The organism is Enterococcus mundtii (assembly GCF_002947535.1).
GTDB classification, from domain to species: domain Bacteria; phylum Bacillota; class Bacilli; order Lactobacillales; family Enterococcaceae; genus Enterococcus_B; species Enterococcus_B mundtii_B.
This window is the reverse complement of record NZ_PUAP01000026.1, coordinates 90,631-113,227: the sequence shown is the minus strand read 5'-3', so window position 1 is coordinate 113,227 and position 22,597 is coordinate 90,631. Positions and strand designations below refer to the sequence as shown.

General features: G+C 37.9%; 22 protein-coding genes and 1 tRNA gene. 17 read left to right on the top strand and 6 right to left on the bottom strand.

Going from position 1 to position 22,597, the window contains the following annotated elements:
- Positions 1–234: 234 nt before the first annotated feature.
- Positions 235–1,581: a TrkH family potassium uptake protein gene (locus CUS89_RS08435; RefSeq protein ID WP_104871767.1), complete on the top strand. Its 1,347-nt coding sequence runs from the start codon at positions 235–237 to the stop codon at positions 1,579–1,581.
- An 85-nt stretch (positions 1,582–1,666) separates the two neighbouring features.
- Here CUS89_RS08435 and gloA read toward each other — a convergent pair whose 3' ends face one another.
- Positions 1,667–2,041 (bottom strand): lactoylglutathione lyase, encoded by a 375-nt coding sequence (gene gloA, locus CUS89_RS08430; protein WP_104871766.1) that lies wholly within the window; start codon positions 2,039–2,041, stop codon positions 1,667–1,669.
- A 133-nt stretch (positions 2,042–2,174) separates the two neighbouring features.
- Here gloA and CUS89_RS08425 point away from each other — a divergent pair, with 133 nt between their 5' ends.
- Positions 2,175–2,618: an NUDIX hydrolase gene (locus CUS89_RS08425; RefSeq protein ID WP_104871765.1), complete on the top strand. Its 444-nt coding sequence runs from the start codon at positions 2,175–2,177 to the stop codon at positions 2,616–2,618.
- Positions 2,619–2,691: 73 nt separating this feature from the next.
- Here CUS89_RS08425 and yidA read toward each other — a convergent pair whose 3' ends face one another.
- The 3 genes from yidA to CUS89_RS08410 are packed head-to-tail and all read right to left on the bottom strand — an operon-like array spanning position 2,692 to position 5,703.
- Positions 2,692–3,501 (bottom strand): sugar-phosphatase, encoded by an 810-nt coding sequence (yidA, locus tag CUS89_RS08420; protein ID WP_104871764.1) that lies wholly within the window; start codon positions 3,499–3,501, stop codon positions 2,692–2,694.
- 14 nt (positions 3,502–3,515) lie between these two features.
- Positions 3,516–4,886 (bottom strand): HD domain-containing protein, encoded by a 1,371-nt coding sequence (locus CUS89_RS08415; protein WP_104871763.1) that lies wholly within the window; start codon positions 4,884–4,886, stop codon positions 3,516–3,518.
- Complete coding sequence (locus tag CUS89_RS08410; protein WP_104871762.1) at positions 4,870–5,703, bottom strand: lipoate--protein ligase family protein; 834 nt, start codon at positions 5,701–5,703, stop codon at positions 4,870–4,872. The genes CUS89_RS08415 and CUS89_RS08410 overlap by 17 nt, the downstream gene beginning before the upstream one ends.
- A gap of 207 nt (positions 5,704–5,910) precedes the next feature.
- Between CUS89_RS08410 and CUS89_RS08405 the strand changes: the two genes are divergently transcribed.
- The 4 genes from CUS89_RS08405 to CUS89_RS08390 all read left to right on the top strand — a co-directional run bounded on the left by CUS89_RS08405 (position 5,911) and on the right by CUS89_RS08390 (position 8,641).
- Positions 5,911–6,342 (top strand): DUF1934 domain-containing protein, encoded by a 432-nt coding sequence (locus tag CUS89_RS08405; RefSeq protein ID WP_104871761.1) that lies wholly within the window; start codon positions 5,911–5,913, stop codon positions 6,340–6,342.
- Between the two features lie 75 nt (positions 6,343–6,417).
- Positions 6,418–7,029 (top strand): DNA-directed RNA polymerase subunit delta, encoded by a 612-nt coding sequence (rpoE, locus tag CUS89_RS08400; protein ID WP_019723160.1) that lies wholly within the window; start codon positions 6,418–6,420, stop codon positions 7,027–7,029.
- Between the two features lie 281 nt (positions 7,030–7,310).
- Entirely contained in the window at positions 7,311–7,709 is a 399-nt protein-coding gene (locus CUS89_RS08395) for a hypothetical protein (protein WP_104871760.1), read from the top strand.
- A 302-nt stretch (positions 7,710–8,011) separates the two neighbouring features.
- Entirely contained in the window at positions 8,012–8,641 is a 630-nt protein-coding gene (locus CUS89_RS08390; RefSeq protein WP_104871759.1) for a hypothetical protein, read from the top strand.
- A gap of 107 nt (positions 8,642–8,748) precedes the next feature.
- On the opposite strand, the gene CUS89_RS08385 is transcribed toward CUS89_RS08390, so the two are convergent.
- Positions 8,749–8,820 (bottom strand) — tRNA-Arg (locus CUS89_RS08385).
- Positions 8,821–8,879: 59 nt separating this feature from the next.
- Here CUS89_RS08385 and rpoN point away from each other — a divergent pair.
- The 9 genes from rpoN (at position 8,880) to CUS89_RS08340 (ending at position 20,376) form a co-directional block, all read left to right on the top strand.
- Complete coding sequence (gene rpoN, locus CUS89_RS08380) at positions 8,880–10,208, top strand: RNA polymerase factor sigma-54 (RefSeq protein WP_104871801.1); 1,329 nt, start codon at positions 8,880–8,882, stop codon at positions 10,206–10,208.
- 152 nt (positions 10,209–10,360) lie between these two features.
- Positions 10,361–11,452, top strand: coding sequence for a sugar-binding transcriptional regulator (locus tag CUS89_RS08375; protein WP_181055337.1), 1,092 nt, complete (start codon positions 10,361–10,363; stop codon positions 11,450–11,452).
- Positions 11,453–11,492: 40 nt separating this feature from the next.
- Entirely contained in the window at positions 11,493–12,494 is a 1,002-nt protein-coding gene (gene gap, locus CUS89_RS08370) for a type I glyceraldehyde-3-phosphate dehydrogenase (RefSeq protein ID WP_010734862.1), read from the top strand.
- Positions 12,495–12,599: 105 nt separating this feature from the next.
- On the top strand, positions 12,600–13,790 hold the full coding sequence (locus CUS89_RS08365; RefSeq protein ID WP_010734863.1) for a phosphoglycerate kinase: 1,191 nt from the start codon (positions 12,600–12,602) through the stop codon (positions 13,788–13,790).
- A gap of 94 nt (positions 13,791–13,884) precedes the next feature.
- On the top strand, positions 13,885–14,640 hold the full coding sequence (gene tpiA, locus CUS89_RS08360; RefSeq protein WP_065095696.1) for a triose-phosphate isomerase: 756 nt from the start codon (positions 13,885–13,887) through the stop codon (positions 14,638–14,640).
- Positions 14,641–14,756: 116 nt separating this feature from the next.
- On the top strand, positions 14,757–16,055 hold the full coding sequence (eno, locus tag CUS89_RS08355; RefSeq protein ID WP_010734865.1) for a phosphopyruvate hydratase: 1,299 nt from the start codon (positions 14,757–14,759) through the stop codon (positions 16,053–16,055).
- 579 nt (positions 16,056–16,634) lie between these two features.
- Positions 16,635–17,129, top strand: a complete 495-nt coding sequence (locus tag CUS89_RS08350) for a hypothetical protein (protein WP_104871757.1) — start codon at positions 16,635–16,637, stop codon at positions 17,127–17,129.
- A 515-nt stretch (positions 17,130–17,644) separates the two neighbouring features.
- Positions 17,645–19,108, top strand: a complete 1,464-nt coding sequence (locus CUS89_RS08345; protein ID WP_104871756.1) for a helix-turn-helix domain-containing protein — start codon at positions 17,645–17,647, stop codon at positions 19,106–19,108.
- A 200-nt stretch (positions 19,109–19,308) separates the two neighbouring features.
- Positions 19,309–20,376 carry a WxL protein peptidoglycan domain-containing protein gene (locus CUS89_RS08340; protein ID WP_104871755.1) on the top strand — a complete coding sequence of 356 codons (1,068 nt, stop codon included), beginning with the start codon at positions 19,309–19,311 and terminating at the stop codon, positions 20,374–20,376.
- Positions 20,377–20,423: 47 nt separating this feature from the next.
- Here the strand turns inward: CUS89_RS08340 and CUS89_RS08335 are convergent, their stop codons facing one another.
- Entirely contained in the window at positions 20,424–20,831 is a 408-nt protein-coding gene (locus CUS89_RS08335; RefSeq protein ID WP_104871754.1) for a hypothetical protein, read from the bottom strand.
- Between the two features lie 736 nt (positions 20,832–21,567).
- Here CUS89_RS08335 and CUS89_RS08330 point away from each other — a divergent pair.
- Complete coding sequence (locus CUS89_RS08330) at positions 21,568–21,960, top strand: hypothetical protein (protein ID WP_104871753.1); 393 nt, start codon at positions 21,568–21,570, stop codon at positions 21,958–21,960.
- 100 nt (positions 21,961–22,060) lie between these two features.
- The gene (locus CUS89_RS08325; protein WP_104871800.1) at positions 22,061–22,456 is read left to right on the top strand and encodes a hypothetical protein; all 396 of its coding nucleotides are present in this window, start codon (positions 22,061–22,063) and stop codon (positions 22,454–22,456) included.
- The last annotated feature ends 141 nt before the right edge of the window (positions 22,457–22,597 follow it).

Sequence of the window (22,597 nt, the reverse complement as noted above, 5' to 3'; positions counted from 1 at the left end):
TTTTTAGAACTCATTTGAGCATTCCTATTGTTTGTTCGAAAGCCTGTGTATCAAACGAACAGGTCTAAGGGAGGAAAAAGACTCAAATTCTTTGCTGGAAGAAGAAAAACAGGGTAAGATAAGGGATGAAAAGAGAGCGAGCGTTTGGCGGACTTACTTTTACATCCGTGAGAGCAATAGCTACTTCATTTGTTCGTTGCGAAGGTAGCTAACGGTCTTAGAGGAGTGATTCGAATGAAACAGAGGATAACAAAACAACTGTCACCAGTTCAATTGATTGCTGTTGGCTTTTTTCTTTTGATCTTAGTTGGTGGCAGTTTACTTACTTTGCCTTTCTTTAGTAAAAGTGGCGAACCGACGAATTATATTGATGCATTATTTACTGCAACTTCAGCCGTCTGTGTCACTGGTTTGACTACGTTGAACACTGCGGCGCATTGGAATGAAGCCGGTCAGTTTCTGATCATGGTTTTGATCGAGATCGGTGGTTTAGGTTTTATGATGATCCCCATTATTTTCTTTGCAGTAGCGAAGAAAAAAGTCAGCTTTAGTATGCGGATCTTACTAAAAGAAGCATTGAATCTTGAGATCATGTCAGGTGTTATGAGTTTGATGCTCTATATCTTGAAATTCGCAATGGTCATCCAAGGGCTGGGAGCACTTGCCTTGAGTTTTACATTTGTGCCGACTTACGGATGGACAAAAGGGATTTGGTACAGTATCTTCCATGCCGTATCAAGTTTTTGTAATGCTGGGTTTGATTTGTTAGGGGATAGCTTAGCAAATGATCAGCCAAACATCTATCTCTTAATGGTGGTCTCTGCGCTGATCATTGCTGGTGGGTTAGGTTTCATTGTTTGGCGGGATCTACTTAGTTATCATAAAGTAAAGAAAATTACTCTCCACTCAAAAATTGCATTGATTGTCACTGGCGGCTTATTGGTGGGTGGTTTTATCATCTTTTTCTTTACCGAACAAAATGCGATCCATCTAGTTGAAGGAACTTATCTGGAACGTTTAGCGAATACGTTCTTCATGAGTGTCACACCAAGAACAGCTGGTTACTACTCCATCGACTATTTACAAATGAGCCATGCCGGTTTGATGTTGACAATGGTCTTGATGTATATCGGTGGAACATCAGGTTCAACAGCTGGTGGGTTAAAGACCACCACTTTGGGTATCCTATTGATTCAAATGCACGCGACATTTAAAGGAAAAACCAGAGCTGAGGCCTTTGGGCGGACGATCCGTCCAGCAGCTGTTCTTCGCGCGTTAACATTGTTTTTCGTTACATTGTCTTTATGTATGTTGGCGATCATGGTCTTATCTGTAACCGAGACGATCCCAGAAACTTCAGGCATCGAATATATTGCCTTTGAAGTATTTTCAGCATTTGGAACAGTTGGTTTGACAATGGGCTTGACACCAGATCTGACAGAAGTTGGAAAGCTGATCATCATGTCATTGATGTATATCGGACGTGTAGGGATTTTAACCGTCTTTTTCTCTATCCTTGTAAAAGGAAATCAAGTAGGGATGAAGTACAAATATCCAGAAGAGAGTGTATTGATCGGTTAGCAGTAAGAGGATTTAAAAACAGAAAAAAACAGGGGAAGTATACACGGTGGTGTGTACATCCTCTGTTTTTTTAGTGTTGCGCTAGTTATTTTGTACGAATGACTTCGATTTTGTAACCATCAGGATCGACAACGAAGTAATAAGACGGAGCTGTTCCTGGCAGTCCTTTCAAGTCAGTCACGTTGAAGCCTGCTGCTTGATGTTTTTCGTGAAGTGCTTCTAAGTCTTCAACTGAAATAGCGATATGACCGTAGCCATTTCCTAAATCGTAGCCTTCATGATCATAGTTGTAAGTCAACTCTAATTCATAGTCATCTCCTGGTAAAGTCAAGTAAACCAGTGTGAACTTGTTTTCTGGAAAATCGCGACGACGGCTTTCTTCAAAGCCGAATGCTTTTTGATAGAATTCTAAAGAAGCGTCAAGATCTTTTACGCGGACGCAAGTGTGAGCCATTTTCATAAATATATCTTCCTTTCTATTTTACCTTTTCCTCATTATCATATCAAAAATTTCAAGTACACTATGGGTTTGTGCTTGTTTATGAGAAAACTCTCATGTAGAATAGAAAGAAAAAGATGAAGGGACAATACCTATGGAAAACCCAATGTTTGGCGAAAAAGACGAGTCTGCAAATTACCAAGACCGTTACGCAGCGTATATCATTGTCGAAACCCATGGGAAAATCGCAATGATCGAAGCGCCAAATGGTGCCTTTTTTTTGCCGGGTGGTGAAAAAGAGGGAAGTGAAACGAACGAAGAAGCGATTTCTCGTGAATTACTGGAGGAAATGGGGATCAACGCAGAGATTGCTTGTTATTTAGGAGAAGCAGCGGAATATTTTTACTCAAACCATCGAAAAACCTACTTCCACAATCCCGGCTATTTTTATGTAGCAAAGAGTTGGCAAAAGGTAGGGGAACCGACCGAAAAAGACCAATCGATCTGGTGGGTCACTCCTGAAACTGCTTTAGAAAAATTAAAACGAGGAAGTCATCGTTGGGCAGTGGAAAAATGGCTAGCAATGAAACAAAATTGAACAAAAAAACAGCTCATAAGAAAGAGCCGATACTTCGGTCCTCGAAATGAGCTGTTTTTTTTATTCATTACTTTTACAAGACATATTTTTTGATTGCTTCGGCAACCCCGTGTTCATCGTTGGTTGCAGTCACCACATTAGCAGCTTCTTTTATCAACGGAACGGCATTTCCCATCGCCACGCCCAATCCAGCGTATTCGATCATCGACAAATCATTTTCGTTGTCACCAATCGCCATGATCTCATCTTGATCGATTCCAAGATGTTGCGCTAAGTTAGCAACAGCAGCGCCTTTACTTGCTTCTTTATTCAAGATCTCAAAGTAGAAAGGTGAACTCTTGACAGTCGTATATTTTTCGCGGAAGGTTTGCGGTAAACGAGCGATGGCCGCATCTAGGATCGCTGGTTCATCGATCATCATCATCTTCACGATACTCATATCAGGTGTCATTTCATCAGCTGTCCGATATTTCAATGGCATGTTGACTAAAAATGCCTCATGGACAGTATAAGGACTGATATCACGATTCGTTGTATAGATCGTTTGATCATCGATCGAATGCAAATGACTTCCCACACGCCTTGCCATGACTTCGATCTCCAAGAAATCTTCATAAGTCAAGCCATGACGAGCAATGATCTTACCAGATTTTGTTTGTTGGACTAAAGCTCCGTTATAAGTGATCACATAATCGTTGTCTTGGTATAATCCCAATTCATTCAATTGGTTTTTGACACCTGGAAGCGGACGACCTGTACATAGAACGATCGCCACGTTTTTTTCAACCGCGCGTGCGATTGCCTCTTTTACTTCCTGAGTGATTTCTCTTTTTTCATTTAAAAGGGTGCCATCGATATCGATAGCGACTAATTTGATAGACATAATATTCTCCTTAGTTAGTTTATTTCTTCAATCAATGCGCCATTATGGATATGACGCGCAAATTCTTGATAGGTTTCATCAAAAAGATCATAGTGATTACGCAAGGAAGGATCGACCATTTCTTTTGGAAAGAAGAAGCGCTCATCCCCTTGTTCTTGCCCTGCGAGTGCAGCAACTAATTGACTGACCTCTGATAATTCTACCAAAGTTCCGTCATTTCGCAAGATTTCGATTTGTGTGCGATGTCTGCCTTCTTCTGGACGGTAAAAATCATAAGGCAAGTCATAGCTGGAATTGATGGCTGTATAATAGTTGGGATTGTAGCCAACTTTTTCAACTAAAGAGGTCAATTCAGCAATTAATGGCGACTGACGATCCCCGGAAAACATCGCAGATTTCAATGGTTTACGATTTAAAAAGCGTTTAGCTAAATCACTGAGGATTGGATCAGATGAATCCGTCCATTGACTGAAACACGTATTCAAGACGCCATCATCCAGTTTTAAGTACTCATCTAAACTAAATGTACCATCCAAAAACGGCAACAGTAGCTGTGAGTGTCGAGCAAAGCTATCATCTTCTTGATGATAAAGTTCATGGGCACGGTGCAGTAAATGCTCCAAGACGACTTCCATTCCCCGAGAAACAGGATGAAAGTACACTTGGACATACATCTGGTAGCGACTGACGATATAATCCTCTACGGCGTGCATCCCATTCATGGAAAAGGCGATCCCACCTTGATAGGGGCGGATCACACGTAAAATCCTTGTCAAATCGAACGTACCATATTCAGTACCTGTAAAGTAGGCATCACGTAAAAGGTAATCCATGCGGTCGGCATCGATTTGGCTAGAGATCATTTGGACGACTTGTGGATTTGGATACGTTTTTTGGATCACACTAGCCACTTTCTCAGGAAAACCTTCTTCGACACGATTCAAAATCTGATAGACTTCCGTTTCTGGCGAAGTAATGATCTCTACAGTGATTGCTTCATGATTGGTTTGGAAAATATGTTCAAAGGTATGTGAATAAGGCCCGTGGCCAATATCATGGAGTAAGGCGGCACATAAAGTCACGAGACGTTCCCGATCATCCCAACCAGAAGGGCCGATTTTTTCAATGGAGAAATTTCTTGAAAAAATGTCACAGATGCGTCGGGAGATTTCGTATACACCAAGTGAATGGGTGAAACGGCTATGTTCTGCGCCATGGAAAGTAAATGACGAAGTGCCGAGTTGCTTGATCCGTCGCAATCGCTGGACTTCTTTCGAATTGATCAAGTCTAAAATCACTTGATGTTGCACGTGGATGTAGTTATGCACAGGATCTCTAAAAACTTTTTCCATTGGTAACAGTCTGTATTTATAAGGTGTTGTCATAAGCCAGCTCCTTTAGTGCATTTCGTTGGGTCATACGCTCAATTTGTGCGTGCCATTCATCTGGTGAAACATTGGCTTCACGCCAAGTGTCAGAGTCCATCGAAATACTTGTTGGATAGAATGTAGTGAAAGCGTCGATAAATAAATCTTTTACTTGAGCAACGGTAAACGGTGTATCGAATAACTGTTCTAGTGTTGCCATGCTTATGGGTGCCACCGCAGGATAGCCGTTTGTACCGAATTGTTCTTTCAATGCTTGTTGATAAAACTGTCGCATCAGTCCGCCACGTTTTTCTTGATCCCCATTCACGCTCAGATACATCATCACAGAGATACCATTTTTGATCCGCCGCTGTGCGATCCCAGCAAATTTTTTACCATTGATACTGAGATCGTACGTACCAGGACAGTATGAATCTTTGATTTCATAGGCTTCTATTTTGTCTGCATAAACAGGAAAAGCCTGACGTGTAAGAGCGAGCATTTTTTCATATCCTTCATCGATCGAGATCTTGTTTTCATCTTCTTGTGGGAAAATCAACGAGATATTCAAAATCCCTTCATCTGAAACGATACCTAATCCGCCAGCATTACGAATCACGGGTGTAAATCCCGCATCTTGGATGACCTTGATCCCTTCAGATAAAAAAGGGGTTCGGGTATCTTTCATACCGAGGATGATCGTCTGTTCATATTGCCAAAAATGTAGAAAAGTTTGTTGATTTTTTTTAGCATACTCTGTTAAAATATCCGTTAAAGCAAAGGGAGAAAAATCATTTGTTTGGTAGATTTCTTGATCCAAAATGATGGACGTCATGTACTCAACTCCTATTTAAATCTGCTTGAGCAGCGATTATCACAACCGCAACTCATTCTAATATACAGGAGTATCACTCCTTCTTTCTTCATTATACTCCAAAATAATAAAGAAGAAATGAAAAAAGTTATTGGTTCTCTATACCTGTCAGTTGACAAATCAGTGGAAAGTGGGAACAATGTAGCTATGAGAAAAGGAGAATGTCAAATGGAACGATCTGGATTACCGATTTCGATACAATTACGTACAAAAGTGAAACAACAAGGAGAGCATCAAGATTTTTATTTTGATCTGAAAGGACAGATGGTCAAAATCGGCGATACCTTATACATACGCTATAAAGAGATCCAAGAAGGACAAGAAGAAATTCCTGTCACAATCAAGATCATGCCGGATGGTCACGTGCAATTGATCCGTGCTGGTGAAATGCGTATGCGTTTAAAATTTGCCTATCGGGAGCGTCTAGAAACCCATTACCGCACGCCTTATGGAATGATCCAAGTCGACACATTCACAAAAGAACTACACGTCAGTCTAAAAGATCGTCCAACGGCTGGCAAGGTCATGATCGATTACGATTTGTTCATGGGTGTAGAAAAAATAGGCGAATATGAGATGGTCTTAGATTTTACTGCATAAATAGCAAAGAAACGTTTGATTTTTTACCTGTGATTTTGTATGATAAGGAGTAGACTGTGAAAGGACGTGTCCTGATTGGAAATTAGTGTATTTGAAGGTGCAAACAAAAACGAATTATCAATGATCGAAGTCGCACACGCGATCTTAGAGCAGCGTGGTGATGTGATGGACTTTTCTGATTTAGCAAATGAGATTCAAACATATCTTGGCAAATCAGATAGTGACATTCGTGATTCACTCGCACAATTTTATACTGACTTAAATATCGACGGTAGCTTTATTTCATTAGGGGACAATCGTTGGGGCTTGCGTTCATGGTATGCCATCGATTCGATCGATGAAGAAGTCAACCATGGAATCGACGAAGAAGACGAGGATACACCACGTCGTCGTAAACGCAAAAAAGTCAATGCCTTTATCAATGATGACGAAGATGCTATCGATTATAACGATGATGACCCAGAAGATACTGATCTGTCTGACGAAGACGATGATGATCTTTTTGAAGATGAAGATGACGATGATGAAGAAATCGCTGCATACAATTCAGACTTACAAGAAATTGGTGCAGATACTGGAGACGACGAAGAAGAGATCCCAGGAAACATCGAAGAAGATCTAAGCATCATCGAAGACGATGACGAAGAAGACGAAGAATTTGAAGACGAAGATTTCCCCGAAGAATAAGTAAGAGAAATCACATGAAACTGCAAGTTACTTGTAAAAGTAGCCTTGCAGTTTTTTTGTCTTCGAACAAAAGTAAAAAGTCCTATAGAGCAAGGCAGAACGTCAACTAGAAAACCTAAAGTACTGTTTTAGTGTTGAAGTTATATTTTTGCGGCGCATAGAACTGATTTAGGAAAATACATCATTTGAGGTCAGCGAATCTTTTTTCATTTACTGTAAAAAGGAGTATGATGAAATCGAAGCTGAGACATGATAATCAAAAATAGAAGGAGACGATCGATATGTTAGATGATCAACTAAAATGTCCCAATTGTCAGACGAAATTCTATTATAATGAAGTACGTCACATCGTGAAGCATCGAGAAAAAGAAATGCCGATCCGCTGTCCTGAATGCAATGAAGTAGTCGAACGGAAACTTTCTCATGGCTATTTCGTGTCATACAAAGAAACAGATTTTTCAAAGTTGGATCAGGAAGTGGAGGAAACACCGAAGCAATACAAGAGCTTGAAAACCGGTGCGGTGATCAGTGCAGATGAATACCGAGAAATGATTGAACGTCATGATTTATCTTTAAACGGACCGATGGGTTCGGAATTGATGGGTGGTATGAACTATTTTATTGAAAATGAAGCATTGAATACCGAAGAAAGTTACGAAGATTATGTGCCTTATGATTGATAAAAAATGAAAGAGAGTGGGACAATCATCCTCTCGCACCACTTAAAATCGAATAAACGGCGGAAACAGAAGTAACTTCTTTGGAAATAAGGAGCCATCCACCAAAATTTGAAAAATAATTTTCGTGGATGGCTCCTTATTTTTTGAGGCTAAACAATTCTGTTCCGACCTCTTGGGAAAATAGGTTATATCATCAAGCGAGAAAATAAAAAACGTTTGTTTTTTATAAAAACTCTTTGCTTCATTGGCTATTTCCGATTATGATTATAGACAGAAGAATAACAAATAAATAGGAGTAATCAATGAAAAAGTCAATACGAATAAAAGTAATCGGTTTTCTTGTGATTTTATTTGGGTTGTTTCTCTTGGTCCATTCATCACCAAAAGAGCAAACATCCTTGAATCTATCAACGCAAAATGAAAGAAATACATATCGCACAATGTCCAGTAAGTTGGACTTTCAGCAATTGCTTCGTGTCATTTCAAGAGAATATCAACTGACCGAAGAACAAACCAAAAAACAACTAGGCTATACTGAGCAAATGGCGCAAAGCGCAATACATAATGGTACAATCTACCGTATCTTTTCTCAAAACATAACAGTCAACAGAGTATACCAACCAACTTTATTGTTATACTGTGAAACGAGTGAAAGTGGAAATTTCCGAGCCATCAAGTCGATTTTATCCGTTCAGTTGAAATCAGCTGATCAAGGATTGGAAAAACATTTTACAGGGGATGTATTTGCTTATTTAGAGGACTCTAACCGAATATTTTATATCATCAATGGTGATTTTTATGATCAAAAAACAGCCACTTTAAGAAACGGTTTAACGCTTCATCAAGGTGATGGTCTGAAAGAACACTATGATCCTGGACCTTTAACGAATCATTTTTACTATAGTTACATAGAAGATCGGTTTACTTTTTGAAATCCCATGAAGAAATCAAAAAAAGCGGTTTCCTATCTAGGAAAACCGCTTTTTTTCTTAGAAATTTGAAAGCAAAATCCTTACAAATATGCTAAGATAACAGTAGACGCGTCCTGAGGGAATCGAACCCCCGTCTCAAGAACCGGAATCTTACGTGATATCCACTACACTAAGGACGCAAGCACTGCAACAATTGTATCGAAATCAAAAATAAATTACAAGGGGAATGGGCAAAAAAATGAAATTTGAACAAAATTTTTCACAAAAACAACAACAAACACAAAAACTTGCCATGACACAGCAACTCCAACAGTCCATCCAAGTCTTGCAGTATAACAGCGAAGAGCTATTGGCTTTTGTTGAAAACCAGGCGTTGGAAAACCCCTTAGTAGAAGTGATCGAACCGGATTGGCAACCCGATTACCAAAAACGTAGCGCTAGTTATGAAGGGGAAGAGACGAGCTACTTGAATCAGATCCCTGATACAACAGGCTCACTTTTTGAATCATTGATCGAACAAGTCCATTTGAATTACCGAGATACTTTTTTACGTAAGTTGATCTTATATTTGATCGAATATATCGACCTGAATGGTTTTTTGACTATTTCTTTAGAAGACGCCATCCAACAAACGAATGCGACACCGATCCAAATGCTTGACGCATTGACACTGATCCAGCAGTTAGAGCCAGCCGGTGTGGGAGCGCGTAGTTTACAAGAATGTTTGATGCTACAAACCGAACGAGATGATTATGCCCCCGAATTGGCTTACATCGTCTTGGAAGAATGGTTCGATCAATTAGTTGAACGTAAATGGAAAGAGATTGCTCAACATTTTTCGATTCCATTAAGCGACGTACAACGCATCTTTGACTATATCCAAACCCTTAGCCCAAGTCCTGGACGAGTCTTTGACCATAGTAGCGGTTTATATATCATCCCCGATGTCAAAGTTGTCGTAACAGGTGAAGAAGTCCAAGTCATCTCAAATCGAGGCAACCAACCGAATGTACGTTTTCAAGAAGCTTATTTTCAACAAATGCAAAAAAAAGCGGATAAAGAAACACAGGCTTACTTGAAAGAACGAAAACAAGAATTCGAGTGGCTGCAAAAAACGATTTTGCAACGTGGTGATACGATCATGCGCGTGGCGCAAATCATTGTTTCTCGGCAAAAAGAATTCTTTACAAATGTCGCACGCCCGATCCGTCCGTTGACCTTAAAAGAAGTCGCAGAAGAAATCGACGTCCACGAATCAACGGTCAGTCGAGCAGTCAATGGCAAGTATCTTGAAACCGATTTTGGTGTCTTCGAATTGAAAAAATTCTTTACGACGAGACTCCAACCTACAAATGCAGAAAGTGCGGAAGATCTATCGGCAGATACCGCGAAGAAAAAAGTCCAAGAATTAGTGGATGCTGAAGATAAAAGCAAGCCATTATCTGATCAGAAATTAGTAGAACTATTGAAAAATGACAAAATTTCGATTTCTCGACGAACAGTCGCCAAATATCGTGACTTGTTAGGAATCCCTAGTTCATCGAAAAGAAAACGGTATGATAAATAATAGAAAGAAAGACTGGAAGAATCTTAAACATTTTTCTAGTCTTTTTTTGTTGATAAATGCGGATAAAACTGTTAGACTATGTCATGTGAGGTTGAGATTTTCCTATAAGAAAGCGTGCAAGTTGGAAAGTCCGATTTATTTTTTTAGATCACATGGGTCGTTTTGAGTCTACATTGGACGAAAAATGTCCTACTAAGGAGATCGCTATGTTAGATGAATTGAAACTGATTGAAGCTGTTGCGCCAGACATCATGGATGTTTTGCAAGAACGCTATAAGATTTTGCGCAATATTTACTGGATGCAGCCAATTGGTCGTCGTAGTTTATCGGAAAGCATGGGCATGACCGAACGTGTTTTACGAACAGAAACGGATCTGCTCAAACAACTTGAACTGATCAACGCCTCTAAAAGTGGTATGACGCTGACGAAAAAAGGAGAAGAAGTCTATCAAAGCCTTGAAAGCTTTATGGACCAACTTTTAGGAATGCATCAGATCGAAATGAAACTATCTGAGTATTTTGGGAACCAGCGCTGTATCGTTGTTTCTGGAAACAGTGAACAACAACCAAAAGTAGCAGATGCTTTTGGCGAAGCCTTGGACGAGTCACTGAATCTACTACTTCCGGAAGGCGATAATATTATCCCAGTCATGGGAGGAACGACGATGGCGATCGTTGCAGAGCAACTGACTAGCTTAGAAAATAGCAAGCGCCACAATTTGTTTGTTCCTGCCAGAGGTGGGATCGGCGAGGCGATTACTGTACAAGCGAACTCAGTCAGTGCTAGAATGGCTACAAAGGCAAATGGAAAACACCGAGCATTATATGTGCCGGAACAATTAAGCTTGGCTACTTACAATTCATTACTCAATGAGCCGTCTATACAAGAAGTTTTAAACTTGATAAGTCAGGCGAATTGTGTTATTCATAGTATTGGACGGGCGTTGCATATGGCAGCGCGACGAAAGATGAATGAAGAAGAGTTGCTGATGTTGAAACAAGCCAATGCCGTTGCGGAATCTTTTGGCTATTTCTTCAATGAAAAAGGAGAAGTCGTTTATAAAGTCCCACGAATCGGCATCGAATTAAAAGACTTAGCTAAGGTCCCTATCATTCTTGCAGTTGCAGGAGGGAAAGCCAAAGCCAAAGCAATTCGAGCGTATATGAATAATGCACCAAAACAAACGTGGCTCATCACAGATGAAGCCGCTGCTAATGAGATTTTAAAAGGGGTATCCCTTTAAAATAAATATTTTTTTGATTTTCATAAGGAGGAAATCTTAAATGACAGTTAAAGTAGGTATTAATGGTTTTGGACGTATTGGACGTCTAGCGTTCCGTCGTATCCAAGATGTAGATGGAATCGAAGTAGTAGCAATCAACGATTTGACAGATGCTAAAATGTTGGCACACTTGTTAAAATACGATACAACTCAAGGACGTTTCAACGGAACAGTTGAAGTTCACGAAGGTTCATTCAACGTAAACGGAAAAGAAGTTAAAGTATTAGCTAACCGTAACCCTGAAGAATTACCTTGGGGCGAACTAGGCGTAGACATCGTTCTAGAATGTACTGGTTTCTTCACTTCAAAATCAGCTGCTGAAAAACATTTAACAGCTGGTGCTAAACGTGTTGTTATCTCAGCTCCTGGTGGAGACGATGTACCAACAATCGTTTACAACACAAACCATGAAACATTAACTGGTAAAGAAACAGTTATCTCTGGTGCTTCATGTACAACTAACTGTTTAGCTCCTATGGCTAAAACATTGAACGACAAATTTGGTGTTGTTGAAGGATTAATGACAACTATCCACGCTTACACAGGTGACCAAATGACTCTTGACGGACCTCATCCTAAAGGTGACTTCCGCCGTGCACGCGCTGCTGCTGCAAACATCGTTCCTAACTCAACAGGTGCTGCTAAAGCAATCGGTTTAGTAATCCCTGAATTGAACGGTAAATTAGACGGAGCTGCTCAACGTGTACCAATCGCAACTGGTTCATTAACAGAATTAGTTACAGTTCTTGATAAAAACGTAACAGTTGATGAAGTAAATGCAGCAATGGAAGAAGCAGCTAACGAATCTTACGGTTACAACACAGACGAAATCGTTTCTTCAGATATCGTTGGTATGACTTACGGTTCATTATTTGATGCTACTCAAACAAAAGTAATGACTGTTGGCGACAAACAATTAGTTAAAACTGTTGCTTGGTACGACAACGAAATGTCATACACTGCACAATTAGTACGTACTTTAGAATACTTCGCTAACTTATAAGATAAATCGTACAAGTGTAACCTATATCCATGTACACTTAAAAGCGGGGAAGCAATCGCGCTTCTCCGCTTTTTTTGATAAGATGTTTATTTAGGAGGAAATCAAATGGCTAAGAAAACAGTCAAAGATATTGATTTAAAAGATAAAAAAGTCCTTGTCCGTGTTGACTTCAACGTTCCTTTGAAAGACGGCGTCATCACTGATGATACACGTATCAAAGCTGCGTTACCAACAATCAATTATGTGTTGGAGCAAGGCGGAAAAGCGATTCTTTTCTCTCACCTTGGACGTGTGAAAACAGAAGAAGACAAAGAAGGAAAATCTTTGGCACCAGTTGCAAAACGTTTAGGCGAATTGCTAGGTAAAGAAGTAACTTTCGTTCCTGAAACTCGTGGTTCAGAATTAGAAACAGCAATCGCTGACATGAAAGACGGAGACGTAGTTGTTTTTGAAAACACTCGTTTTGAAGACATCGACGGTAAAAAAGAAAGCAAAAATGATGCTGACCTAGGTAAATACTGGGCTTCTTTAGGCGATGTATTCGTCAATGATGCATTTGGTACGGCTCACCGTGCGCATGCTTCAAACGTAGGGATCGCTTCAACAGGTATCCCAACAGTTGCTGGATTCTTGATGGATAAAGAAATCAAATTCATCGGTGAAGCTGTTGAAGAACCAAAACGTCCGATGATCGCGATCTTAGGTGGAGCGAAAGTTTCAGACAAAATCGGCGTCATCGAAAACTTGATTCCTAAAGCAGACAAAATCTTGATCGGCGGCGGAATGACTTATACATTCTACGAAGCAAAAGGCATCAAGATCGGTAACTCTTTAGTTGAAGCAGATAAAGTAGCTTTAGCAAAAGAATTGATCGAAAAAGCTGGCGACAAATTAGTTTTACCAATCGACAACGTTTGTGCCCCTGAATTTTCAAATGATGTAGAAACACAAGTGATCGAAGGAGATATTCCTGAAGGTTTGATGGCATTAGACATCGGCCCTGCATCAGTTAAACTATTTGCTGATACATTGCAAGGTGCGAAAACAGTTGTATGGAACGGACCAATGGGCGTATTCGAAATGAGTAACTTCGCTAAAGGTACGATCGGTGTTTGTGAAGCAATCGCTAACCTTGAAGATGCTACAACGATCATCGGTGGCGGTGACTCTGCAGCTGCTGCGGAACAATTAGGTTTTGCAGACAAATTCACTCACATCTCAACAGGTGGCGGTGCAAGCTTAGAGTTGCTTGAAGGGAAAGAATTACCTGGACTAGCTGCAATCAACGACAAATAAGCATAAAATCAACGAATAAATAAAATGGTGAGAGGATAACCTTCAGATAGCTAAAATCTGTGGTCCTCTTTCATTCTGAATAGGAGTGCATATCATGCGTAAACCAATTATCGCTGGTAACTGGAAAATGAACAAAACTGCATCTGAAGCAAAAGATTTTGCAGAAGCAGTAAAAAACAATATCCCTTCAAATGATAAAGTAGATTCAGTTATTGGATCTCCTGCATTATTCTTACAAGAATTAATGGCTTCAGCTGAAGGTACAGAATTGAAAATCGCTGCACAAAATTCTTACTGGGAAAACTCAGGCGCTTTCACTGGTGAAACATCACCTGCAGCTTTAGCTGATCTAGGTGTACAATATGTGATCATCGGTCACTCTGAGCGTCGTGAATACTTCCACGAAACTGACGAAGACATCAACAAAAAAGCGAAAGCAATCTTCGCAAACGGTATGATCCCAATTCTTTGTTGTGGTGAGTCATTAGAAACTTATGAAGCAGGCAAAACTGCTGAATGGATCGAAGGACAAATCACTGCTGGCCTTGAAGGCTTAACAGAAGGTCAAGTAAGTAATCTAGTTATTGCTTACGAACCAATCTGGGCAATCGGTACAGGTAAATCAGCAGATGCTCAAATCGCTGACGAAATCTGTGGCGTGGTACGTCAAACAGTTGAAAAACTTTACGGCAAAGAAGTATCAGAAGCAGTTCGTATCCAATACGGTGGTTCTGTAAAACCTGAGAACATTGCTGAATATATGGCAAAAGAAAATGTGGATGGCGCATTAGTTGGCGGAGCTAGCTTAGAAGCGGATTCATTCTTAGCATTACTTGACGCTGTAAAATAATTATTGAAAATTTGTGAAAAATGCAAGAAATGTTTGCACAAAGACACAAAATTAACTAAAATCGTATATGAGGGAAATCCCTTAGGAAAAAACCAAACTCAAAGGAGAGACAAAACATGTCAATTATTACTGATGTTTACGCTCGCGAGATTCTAGACTCACGCGGTAACCCAACAATCGAAGTAGAAGTATACACAGAAAGCGGTGCTTTCGGCCGTGGAATGGTTCCTTCAGGTGCTTCAACTGGTGAATACGAAGCAGTTGAATTACGTGACGGAGACAAATCTCGTTATGGCGGTAAAGGTGTAATCAAAGCTGTTGACAACGTAAACAACATCATTGCTGAAGCAATCATTGGCTACGATGTACGTGACCAAATGGCTATCGACAAAGCAATGATCGCTTTAGACGGAACTCCTAACAAAGGTAAATTAGGTGCGAACGCTATTCTTGGTGTTTCAATCGCTGTTGCTCGTGCAGCTGCTGACTACCTAGAAGTACCTTTATACCACTACCTAGGCGGATTCAACACAAAAGTATTACCAACTCCAATGATGAACATCATCAACGGTGGATCACATGCGGATAACTCAATCGACTTCCAAGAATTCATGATCATGCCTGTTGGCGCGCCAACATTCAAAGAAGCACTACGTATGGGTGCGGAAGTATTCCATGCATTAGCTGCAATCTTGAAATCTCGTGGATTAGCAACTTCAGTTGGTGACGAAGGTGGATTCGCTCCTAACCTTGGTTCAAACGAAGAAGGTTTCGAAGTAATCATCGAAGCAATCGAAAAAGCTGGCTATGTTCCTGGTAAAGACGTTGTTCTTGCAATGGACGCTGCTTCTTCAGAATTCTATGACAAAGAAAAAGGTGTTTACGTATTAGCTGATTCAGGCGAAGGCGAAAAAACAACTGACGAAATGATCAAATTCTACGAAGAATTAGTATCTAAATACCCAATCATCTCAATCGAAGATGGATTAGACGAAAACGACTGGGACGGATTCAAGAAATTGACAGAAGTTCTAGGCGACAAAGTTCAATTAGTGGGTGACGACTTGTTCGTAACAAACACTGAAAAACTTGCTGAAGGTATCGAAAAAGGCATTGCTAACTCAATCCTTATCAAAGTTAACCAAATCGGTACTTTGACAGAAACTTTCGAAGCAATCGAAATGGCTAAAGAAGCTGGTTACACTGCAGTAGTTTCTCACCGTTCTGGTGAAACAGAAGATTCAACAATCTCTGATATCGCAGTTGCAACAAACGCTGGCCAAATCAAAACAGGTTCTCTATCACGTACTGACCGTGTTGCGAAATACAACCAATTATTACGTATCGAAGACCAACTTGGTGAAGTTGCAGAGTACAAAGGTTTGAAATCTTTCTACAACTTAAAAAACAAATAATCAAATGAATGTAAAAATGCCCTTCTTATGTCAATGACATGAGAGGGGTATTTTTTAGGCATAGAAAAATAAATTCAAAATCATTTTCACATTTGATAAAGAGAGGTCTGAAGGCTTCACTTTTAATTTTGACTGATGTGAACCCTGCATTCATAGGTAAAATTGAACATTTATGTAAAACGAAAGTCGATAAATATATGTCCTTTCTTTTTGTTTTCTACTGTGTTATAGTCTACTGATATTATAAACGACGAACAATTCTTCAATATTTTTTCCTCAACATCTGCTTTTCTTACTTCCTTAACCAATGCGCCAGTTATTATTGACGTCATCATCACATGTTTTAAACTAAGAAAAACATGTGAATTATCCTATTCCACTATAGACGAGTCATTTTTTTGAAATATAGACATCAAATCAGCAAGAAACTAATTGATTTTCTGTCATGTAACAAAGAAACAAGTGAAGGATTATCCTGTTTTTATAAAAAGGATTGAATGTTCGGATAAACTCTCCGAGGGAATTTAATGTAAACTGATTTTGTGAAAAAAATATTAAATTCCGGAGGCTATCCAAACAATGAAAAAAAATATATCCACAACTGTTCTACTATCAACTTTGTTGTTAGTAGGTAGTAACCCACTCTTAGTAAATGCATCCGAAGTAACCAGTGAAAAGCAAATTCCGATTGAAGTCCAAGATGGAAAACTAGATATCACTTTCAATGAAGGAACAACGAACAAAGTCGATTTCAAATTATCTGATTTTGATTTAAATTCAGATCTGCGTAAACAAACGAAGGTCTTGAAGGCAACAGCTACAGTAAATAATACAAAATCAGAAGATGTTTTTGTGAATATTTTTGCAAAACTTGACCAATATGGAAATGGGCTAGACATACAACCTTCAAACCCACATCTTCAAGCACAACAGGTAATGCGAATGAGTTCGGTACAGATCGAAAAAGATTTCGATGTCATTTTAGATGCAAATGATTACGTATGGAGATCAAACAGAGATGATAGCGCCAAAATCATCTTGACAGCACAAGAAGTAAATAATCCTTGGGGATAATACTCCCGACTAAAAAATAGTTATTTTCAGTTGTGAAAGGATTGCCAGATAAGAAGAGTTAAGTGTGCGAAGACTGACAGAATATGATGGATCATAATATAGAATACGTAGATCTATCCGTCTGTCCTATAGAATATTCAAAGAAGAAATGCTGATTCAATCAATGAAAACTACTCTTGTTGATTGCCTGATCAGTGTTCCTTCTTTTGTTCTTTCGTGTAGCCGTAAGTTTTTATTCAAGCTTAATATTTTATGATCAGTAACGTAAATGTACGGAATTTTATTCAACAGAAATTTATTAGATAAGGATCTAGTAGAAAAGGATAGGAATACATGATCAAAGATTCACTGCCTCAGCAATAAAGTCAAAAATGTCTATGACAGACAAGAACAACCTCAATGCAAGTTTATCTAGTTGTCATCGGTATCGTTCACTGAAAATAAAAAATGAAACATTCTGACTAAATGAATTCTTCTTAGTCTAGAATCCTCTAAAATAAAGGCTGGTAGAAGAAATGGAATATATAATGGATACATTTAGTAGCCGTTACTTAACAAAAAAGCAAAACGAAATGTTAAAGTTATTTACAGTTTTAGTAACAGAAAAATATTTGTCATTGAATAAATTAAGTGAGCGATTAAACTTAACGATGTATCAAACGAAAATACTACTGCTTGAACTCGAAGAAAACTTCGAACAATTGAATTTCACATTTTCATCTTTCTTTTTGCTAGAAAAGGGGACGATTGGTTTAATCGAAGGCTTTAATCAAGAACTGCTGCTTCAAGTATTTGTTAATTTGAAGAAAAAGTTCTTTAATGAATCACCCTATTTTCAATTATTGCTCTACCTTTTGAAACACCGAAAAACTCGTGTAGTCGATATTTCTGAAAAGTTGATGTTTAGTAAGTCTTATAGCTATAAATTGATCAACCGGCTGAAAGATATCTTTCATTATCAAAAAATACCAATAACTATCAATAGTAATTTTGAATCAATTTCTCTGGAAGGCAATGAGATGTCTATCAGAACGTACCATTACTTGGTACAAATCATGGCCTATAATATTTTCGCAGATAGCCAAACAAGAGTGAATATTGACCTAGTAGGTGGACACTACGAGAGGTTGAAGACGACAAAAGCAAAGCATGACATTCTATTCTCGATACTTGAAAATGCTGTGTCACGTGGGTATATCATACAAGATTTGGACAAAACAGCGATAGAACTATTCGCTGATATGAAAGAACTGTATGAAGAGGACTCGCTAACAAAGTTGATACCAACGCGAAACATGGAAGATAGAGAAAAAGAAGTTGCATTCTTTTATTTTTGTAGACAACTTCTCATCCCTGAAACGACAAGTAGGCAGGATAAGATAGTCTTAGGCAAAAAATTCAAAGAGCATAGGCATAATGAAATTGTTGATTTTTCTATGAATGTCGTCGAAACATTATCAGAAAAATATAAGATAAATTCCGATGTGGAACATGTGATTTTATATGAAAGTGTCATCAATAGTTGGGCATACAAAAATATTTATTTCGAGAATTTAAAGGGAGTGGCTAATCAAAATAGTCCCAATAGTAGAATCCATGAAGTGAAGCAGCTACTATTGGAAATAGTCAAAAACAGGAATTTTCAAGTTGGTGATAGACAAATATTTGCGAACAAGTTAGCACATATCCTTTCGTATTATTTGCCTATCCAAAACAATGAAAGAGTGACTATTGCTATATCGATGTTGCATCACCCTGAATATGTACCAGTTATTCAAAGTAAATTACTGACGATATTCAACAAAAAAATCATCCATTTTACTTCTGACTTTACTGATGCCGATATTCTTGTGTCTGATGGTATTTTATTTCATGACGAGTCACAAGATTTTGCTTTTTTTAGAGACATCCACAATAAGGATCATTGGGACAACTTGAACTCGATCGTTCAAGCGAGAATTATCTTAAAGTTAGAGTAATAAATAATCAAAAAATCTCGAAGGAAACTTACTCTTTTTCAATTTGATCATAGAAAAGATAAAACATTTTATGATGAGTCAAAATACAAAGTATGCTAATAGGATAAATACTATTGTGAATGGATAAGAGGAGAAAGAGTGATCAAGGGTAAAAATTTAGAGATGTATCATACTTGATAGATAAATGAATAGGAGCAATGATGAAAAGAAGTAGTCAAACCAAAGAATATAAATTTATTGATATCTGTTCTCTTATTTTCGTTTTATTAATGGGAAGTTTTTTTTACATACAACCAGTAGAGGCGTCCGAGGAAGATACTGCATCGATCCTAGTGGATGTGCAACCCAAAGAGTATGAGATCAGAGATAGCTATATGCAGTTTACTCCAGAACTTGATAAGAACTATGAGTTCACTGCTACGATTACAAATATAGGGGACAAGGACTTAGATGTTACTGTATATCCATCGGTTGCTATATCAACGATGGGAAGTGTCACCTATGTTGAAAATACAGAAAAACTTTTAGATGAAAAGTATGACTTTAGTAAATACGTGAAGATAACTAATGCCAATGGCGAACTAGAAGACGGGAAAATCAAAGTTGAAGCGAAACAAAGTGAAACGATAACAATTTTGATCAATGTGACTGAGGAACTTGATGGAGAAGTTTTAGGTGGGGTGAATTTCTCTCAAACATTAAGTGAAGAAAGTCATGAAGATGCTGTAGATATCGTTCATGTCTATGAGAAAGTAATCCTGTTTCATCTCAAGATGGATGAATTAGAGGTTGAAAAAGAACAAACTTATGATGGGTTTGAGTTTGTGAGCTCACAGGACGCGATAAGGCTTGATTACTTTATAGCCAATAATGATCCTACAGTAACTTTTGCGGAAAGCGGGCCATACAAAGTAATCAATCCAAACGGGGAGATCATTTCTGAAGGGGAGATTGAAGAGAACACAATTGCGTTGACTCCAATGACTAAAACAAAGCTAAATCTACCGTTAGTTAGTGATGCAGAATTGATGTTTGGGGAATATCAGTTTATCCTAACTGTGGATGGCAAAGAAAAAGTAACTAAATTTAATTATACAAAAGAAGAGCTTGAAGGATTGATAGAACAAACAGGTGGTTCAAACAAGATTATCGTCAATCAAGGCAGCAATAACTGGGTGATCGGTTTGTTGCTTGTTTTTTCTGCTCTGTTGATCGTCACTAGTGTGATACTTTATCTTAAATATAAGAAAACGAGAATCGACAGCTAAGGCTTCGATTCTCGTTTTGCATTTTAGTCAGATGATTTTTAAAAAAGTTATGTGGTTTCTTTATTAGGTAAAAGCCCAAATGTATAAATGATCCACAATGTGAGGAAAGAAATTCCAGTGCCAACAAAGCCAAAATACATATCAATAAGATCAGGTGTGTTTATGAATCCGAGGACAGTCTCACATAGCGCGTTTGCTATAAGTAAGAGTAAAGAAAAGATGACTACATAATTGAATTTTACACCCATCAATAACCAAAAATACGGAATCAAACCTAAAATCAAACTAATTGAAAAGTTTGAAATATGAAGATAAAAATCAGGATAGATAGAGGTGAAAATCGTAACATTCCAATACTTTGATAAATACATGAATGAGCCAATGGCAATCACGACAAGATATAAAATAGAAGTCCATAACTTGGGTAAAAATTTAAAAGCAAGTTGGTTTTTCATGAAAGGTCACCTCCATCTTATATGAAAAGCTACCTTTTAAATTTCACAAGAAAAGGTCAAGTTCATTATAGCCTACCTATATTCGATTTACTATATTATACAATGCCTCGAGCAAGCGCTAGATGAAGTGAGGAACATTCAAGTCACAAAAAATACCATTATACAAATACTATGTAGTTGATTATTCCTTTAGAATTGCACCTCAAAATTAAGTAACATCATCTATCTAATTGGATTTTTATGTAGAGGTCGATTCTAATTTGTTATAATGTTTTTGAAAACGCTATAATTGATGATCAACTTGATACCTGAATGAAATATTTTGCATTGTTTGCGTACATATAAAGAAAGAGAGACTTACTTCTTAATATGAAAGAAGTAGATAGGTGAGTCAAGATTAAGAAAGAGGGGCATTCTAGTGTAGCCTATCCAAGGAAACAGTTCGAGTTGTACAGGGCATGGCGTTTAGTCCTAAGTCAATAGCTGTTAATATTAATCTTTTTGATAAAAAAGATAAAAATATTGATGGTTTTGAAATATATTTATCCCGATAATATTTCAAATCCTTCTAGAATTAAGATTTTTGAATAAGTTGAAAAGTAAATGAGTAACAAGCTTAGAACAGTATAGTCAGCATACATAATCTATCGTCAAGAAGACAAAACCGAGATCAGAACATAACCTATTGTTTAAACTGTAGATGACATAAAGATAAAAGCAGAAAGGAGAACGCACTGTGAGAAAGAAGGAAACAATTACTGTAGTTAGCTTGACTATTATCTTAGTGCTTTTAGGAATGCCAGGATTGACAAACATAATGGAAACGACGGGAAAAGAAAAACAGATAGCTTTTTTGAAAAAACAAGAAGAGAAAATGTCTAAATATATAAAACAAGAAAGTCATTCAGAAATCGAAATCAACTACGATTGGGAATCAGTAGAATGTTATCAAAGCATGGCGTTTTCGAGACCAACCCTAGGAATCAAATTTGATGTTATAGATAAGAAAAAAAGTAGGGAAGAAAATTATTATTATAAAGGAAATACTTTGATCATTGACGTAGATAAAGAATATTCTACTATAAATGATATGTGGACGACGAACGTTATTCTAGAATCCGAATCTTGAAGGATATATGTAAATTTATTTCAAAGCTCGTACAAAAGAAGAACAAATAGTTTTGCCTATGAATCAATAAAAAAGGGAGTGAGGGGAGAATCAATTGGTCATGAAAAAATGGCTTATTCCAGTAAGTATAGGTATACTTTTAATGCTTGTTGCAACGATAGGAGTAAAAAAAATAAGTGAACCAACAGAAAAAGAGAACCAAATTGCTTTTTTGAAAGAACATGAAGAAGAATTAACAAAGTACATTATAAAGAGAAATTCAAAAGCTAATATAAATATTGTTAAATATAATTGGGAATCGTTTAGGATAGAGGATAGCGGAGCTTTTACCCCAAAAATGTACATAGTTGATATTGAATTATATGGTAGTGATAAAAATGAAATAGATGGCGGAGTAATTCAAGTTTTACCAAATAACTTAAAAAAACCTACTAAGATAGAAGAGATAGCGACCAATGATTTTGAAGAAGCGATGGAGGAACTAAATGATGGCTAACTTAGATAATTCATATACCATTCATGCTAATTTTGTAAATGCAAAAGATGTTTATGAAAAACCTGTAAGCACAGTTTCCCTCTAACCCGATGCTGCTAATGTGTGAAAGGAGTTAAAGAATTTGGAGCAATACCAGTATCA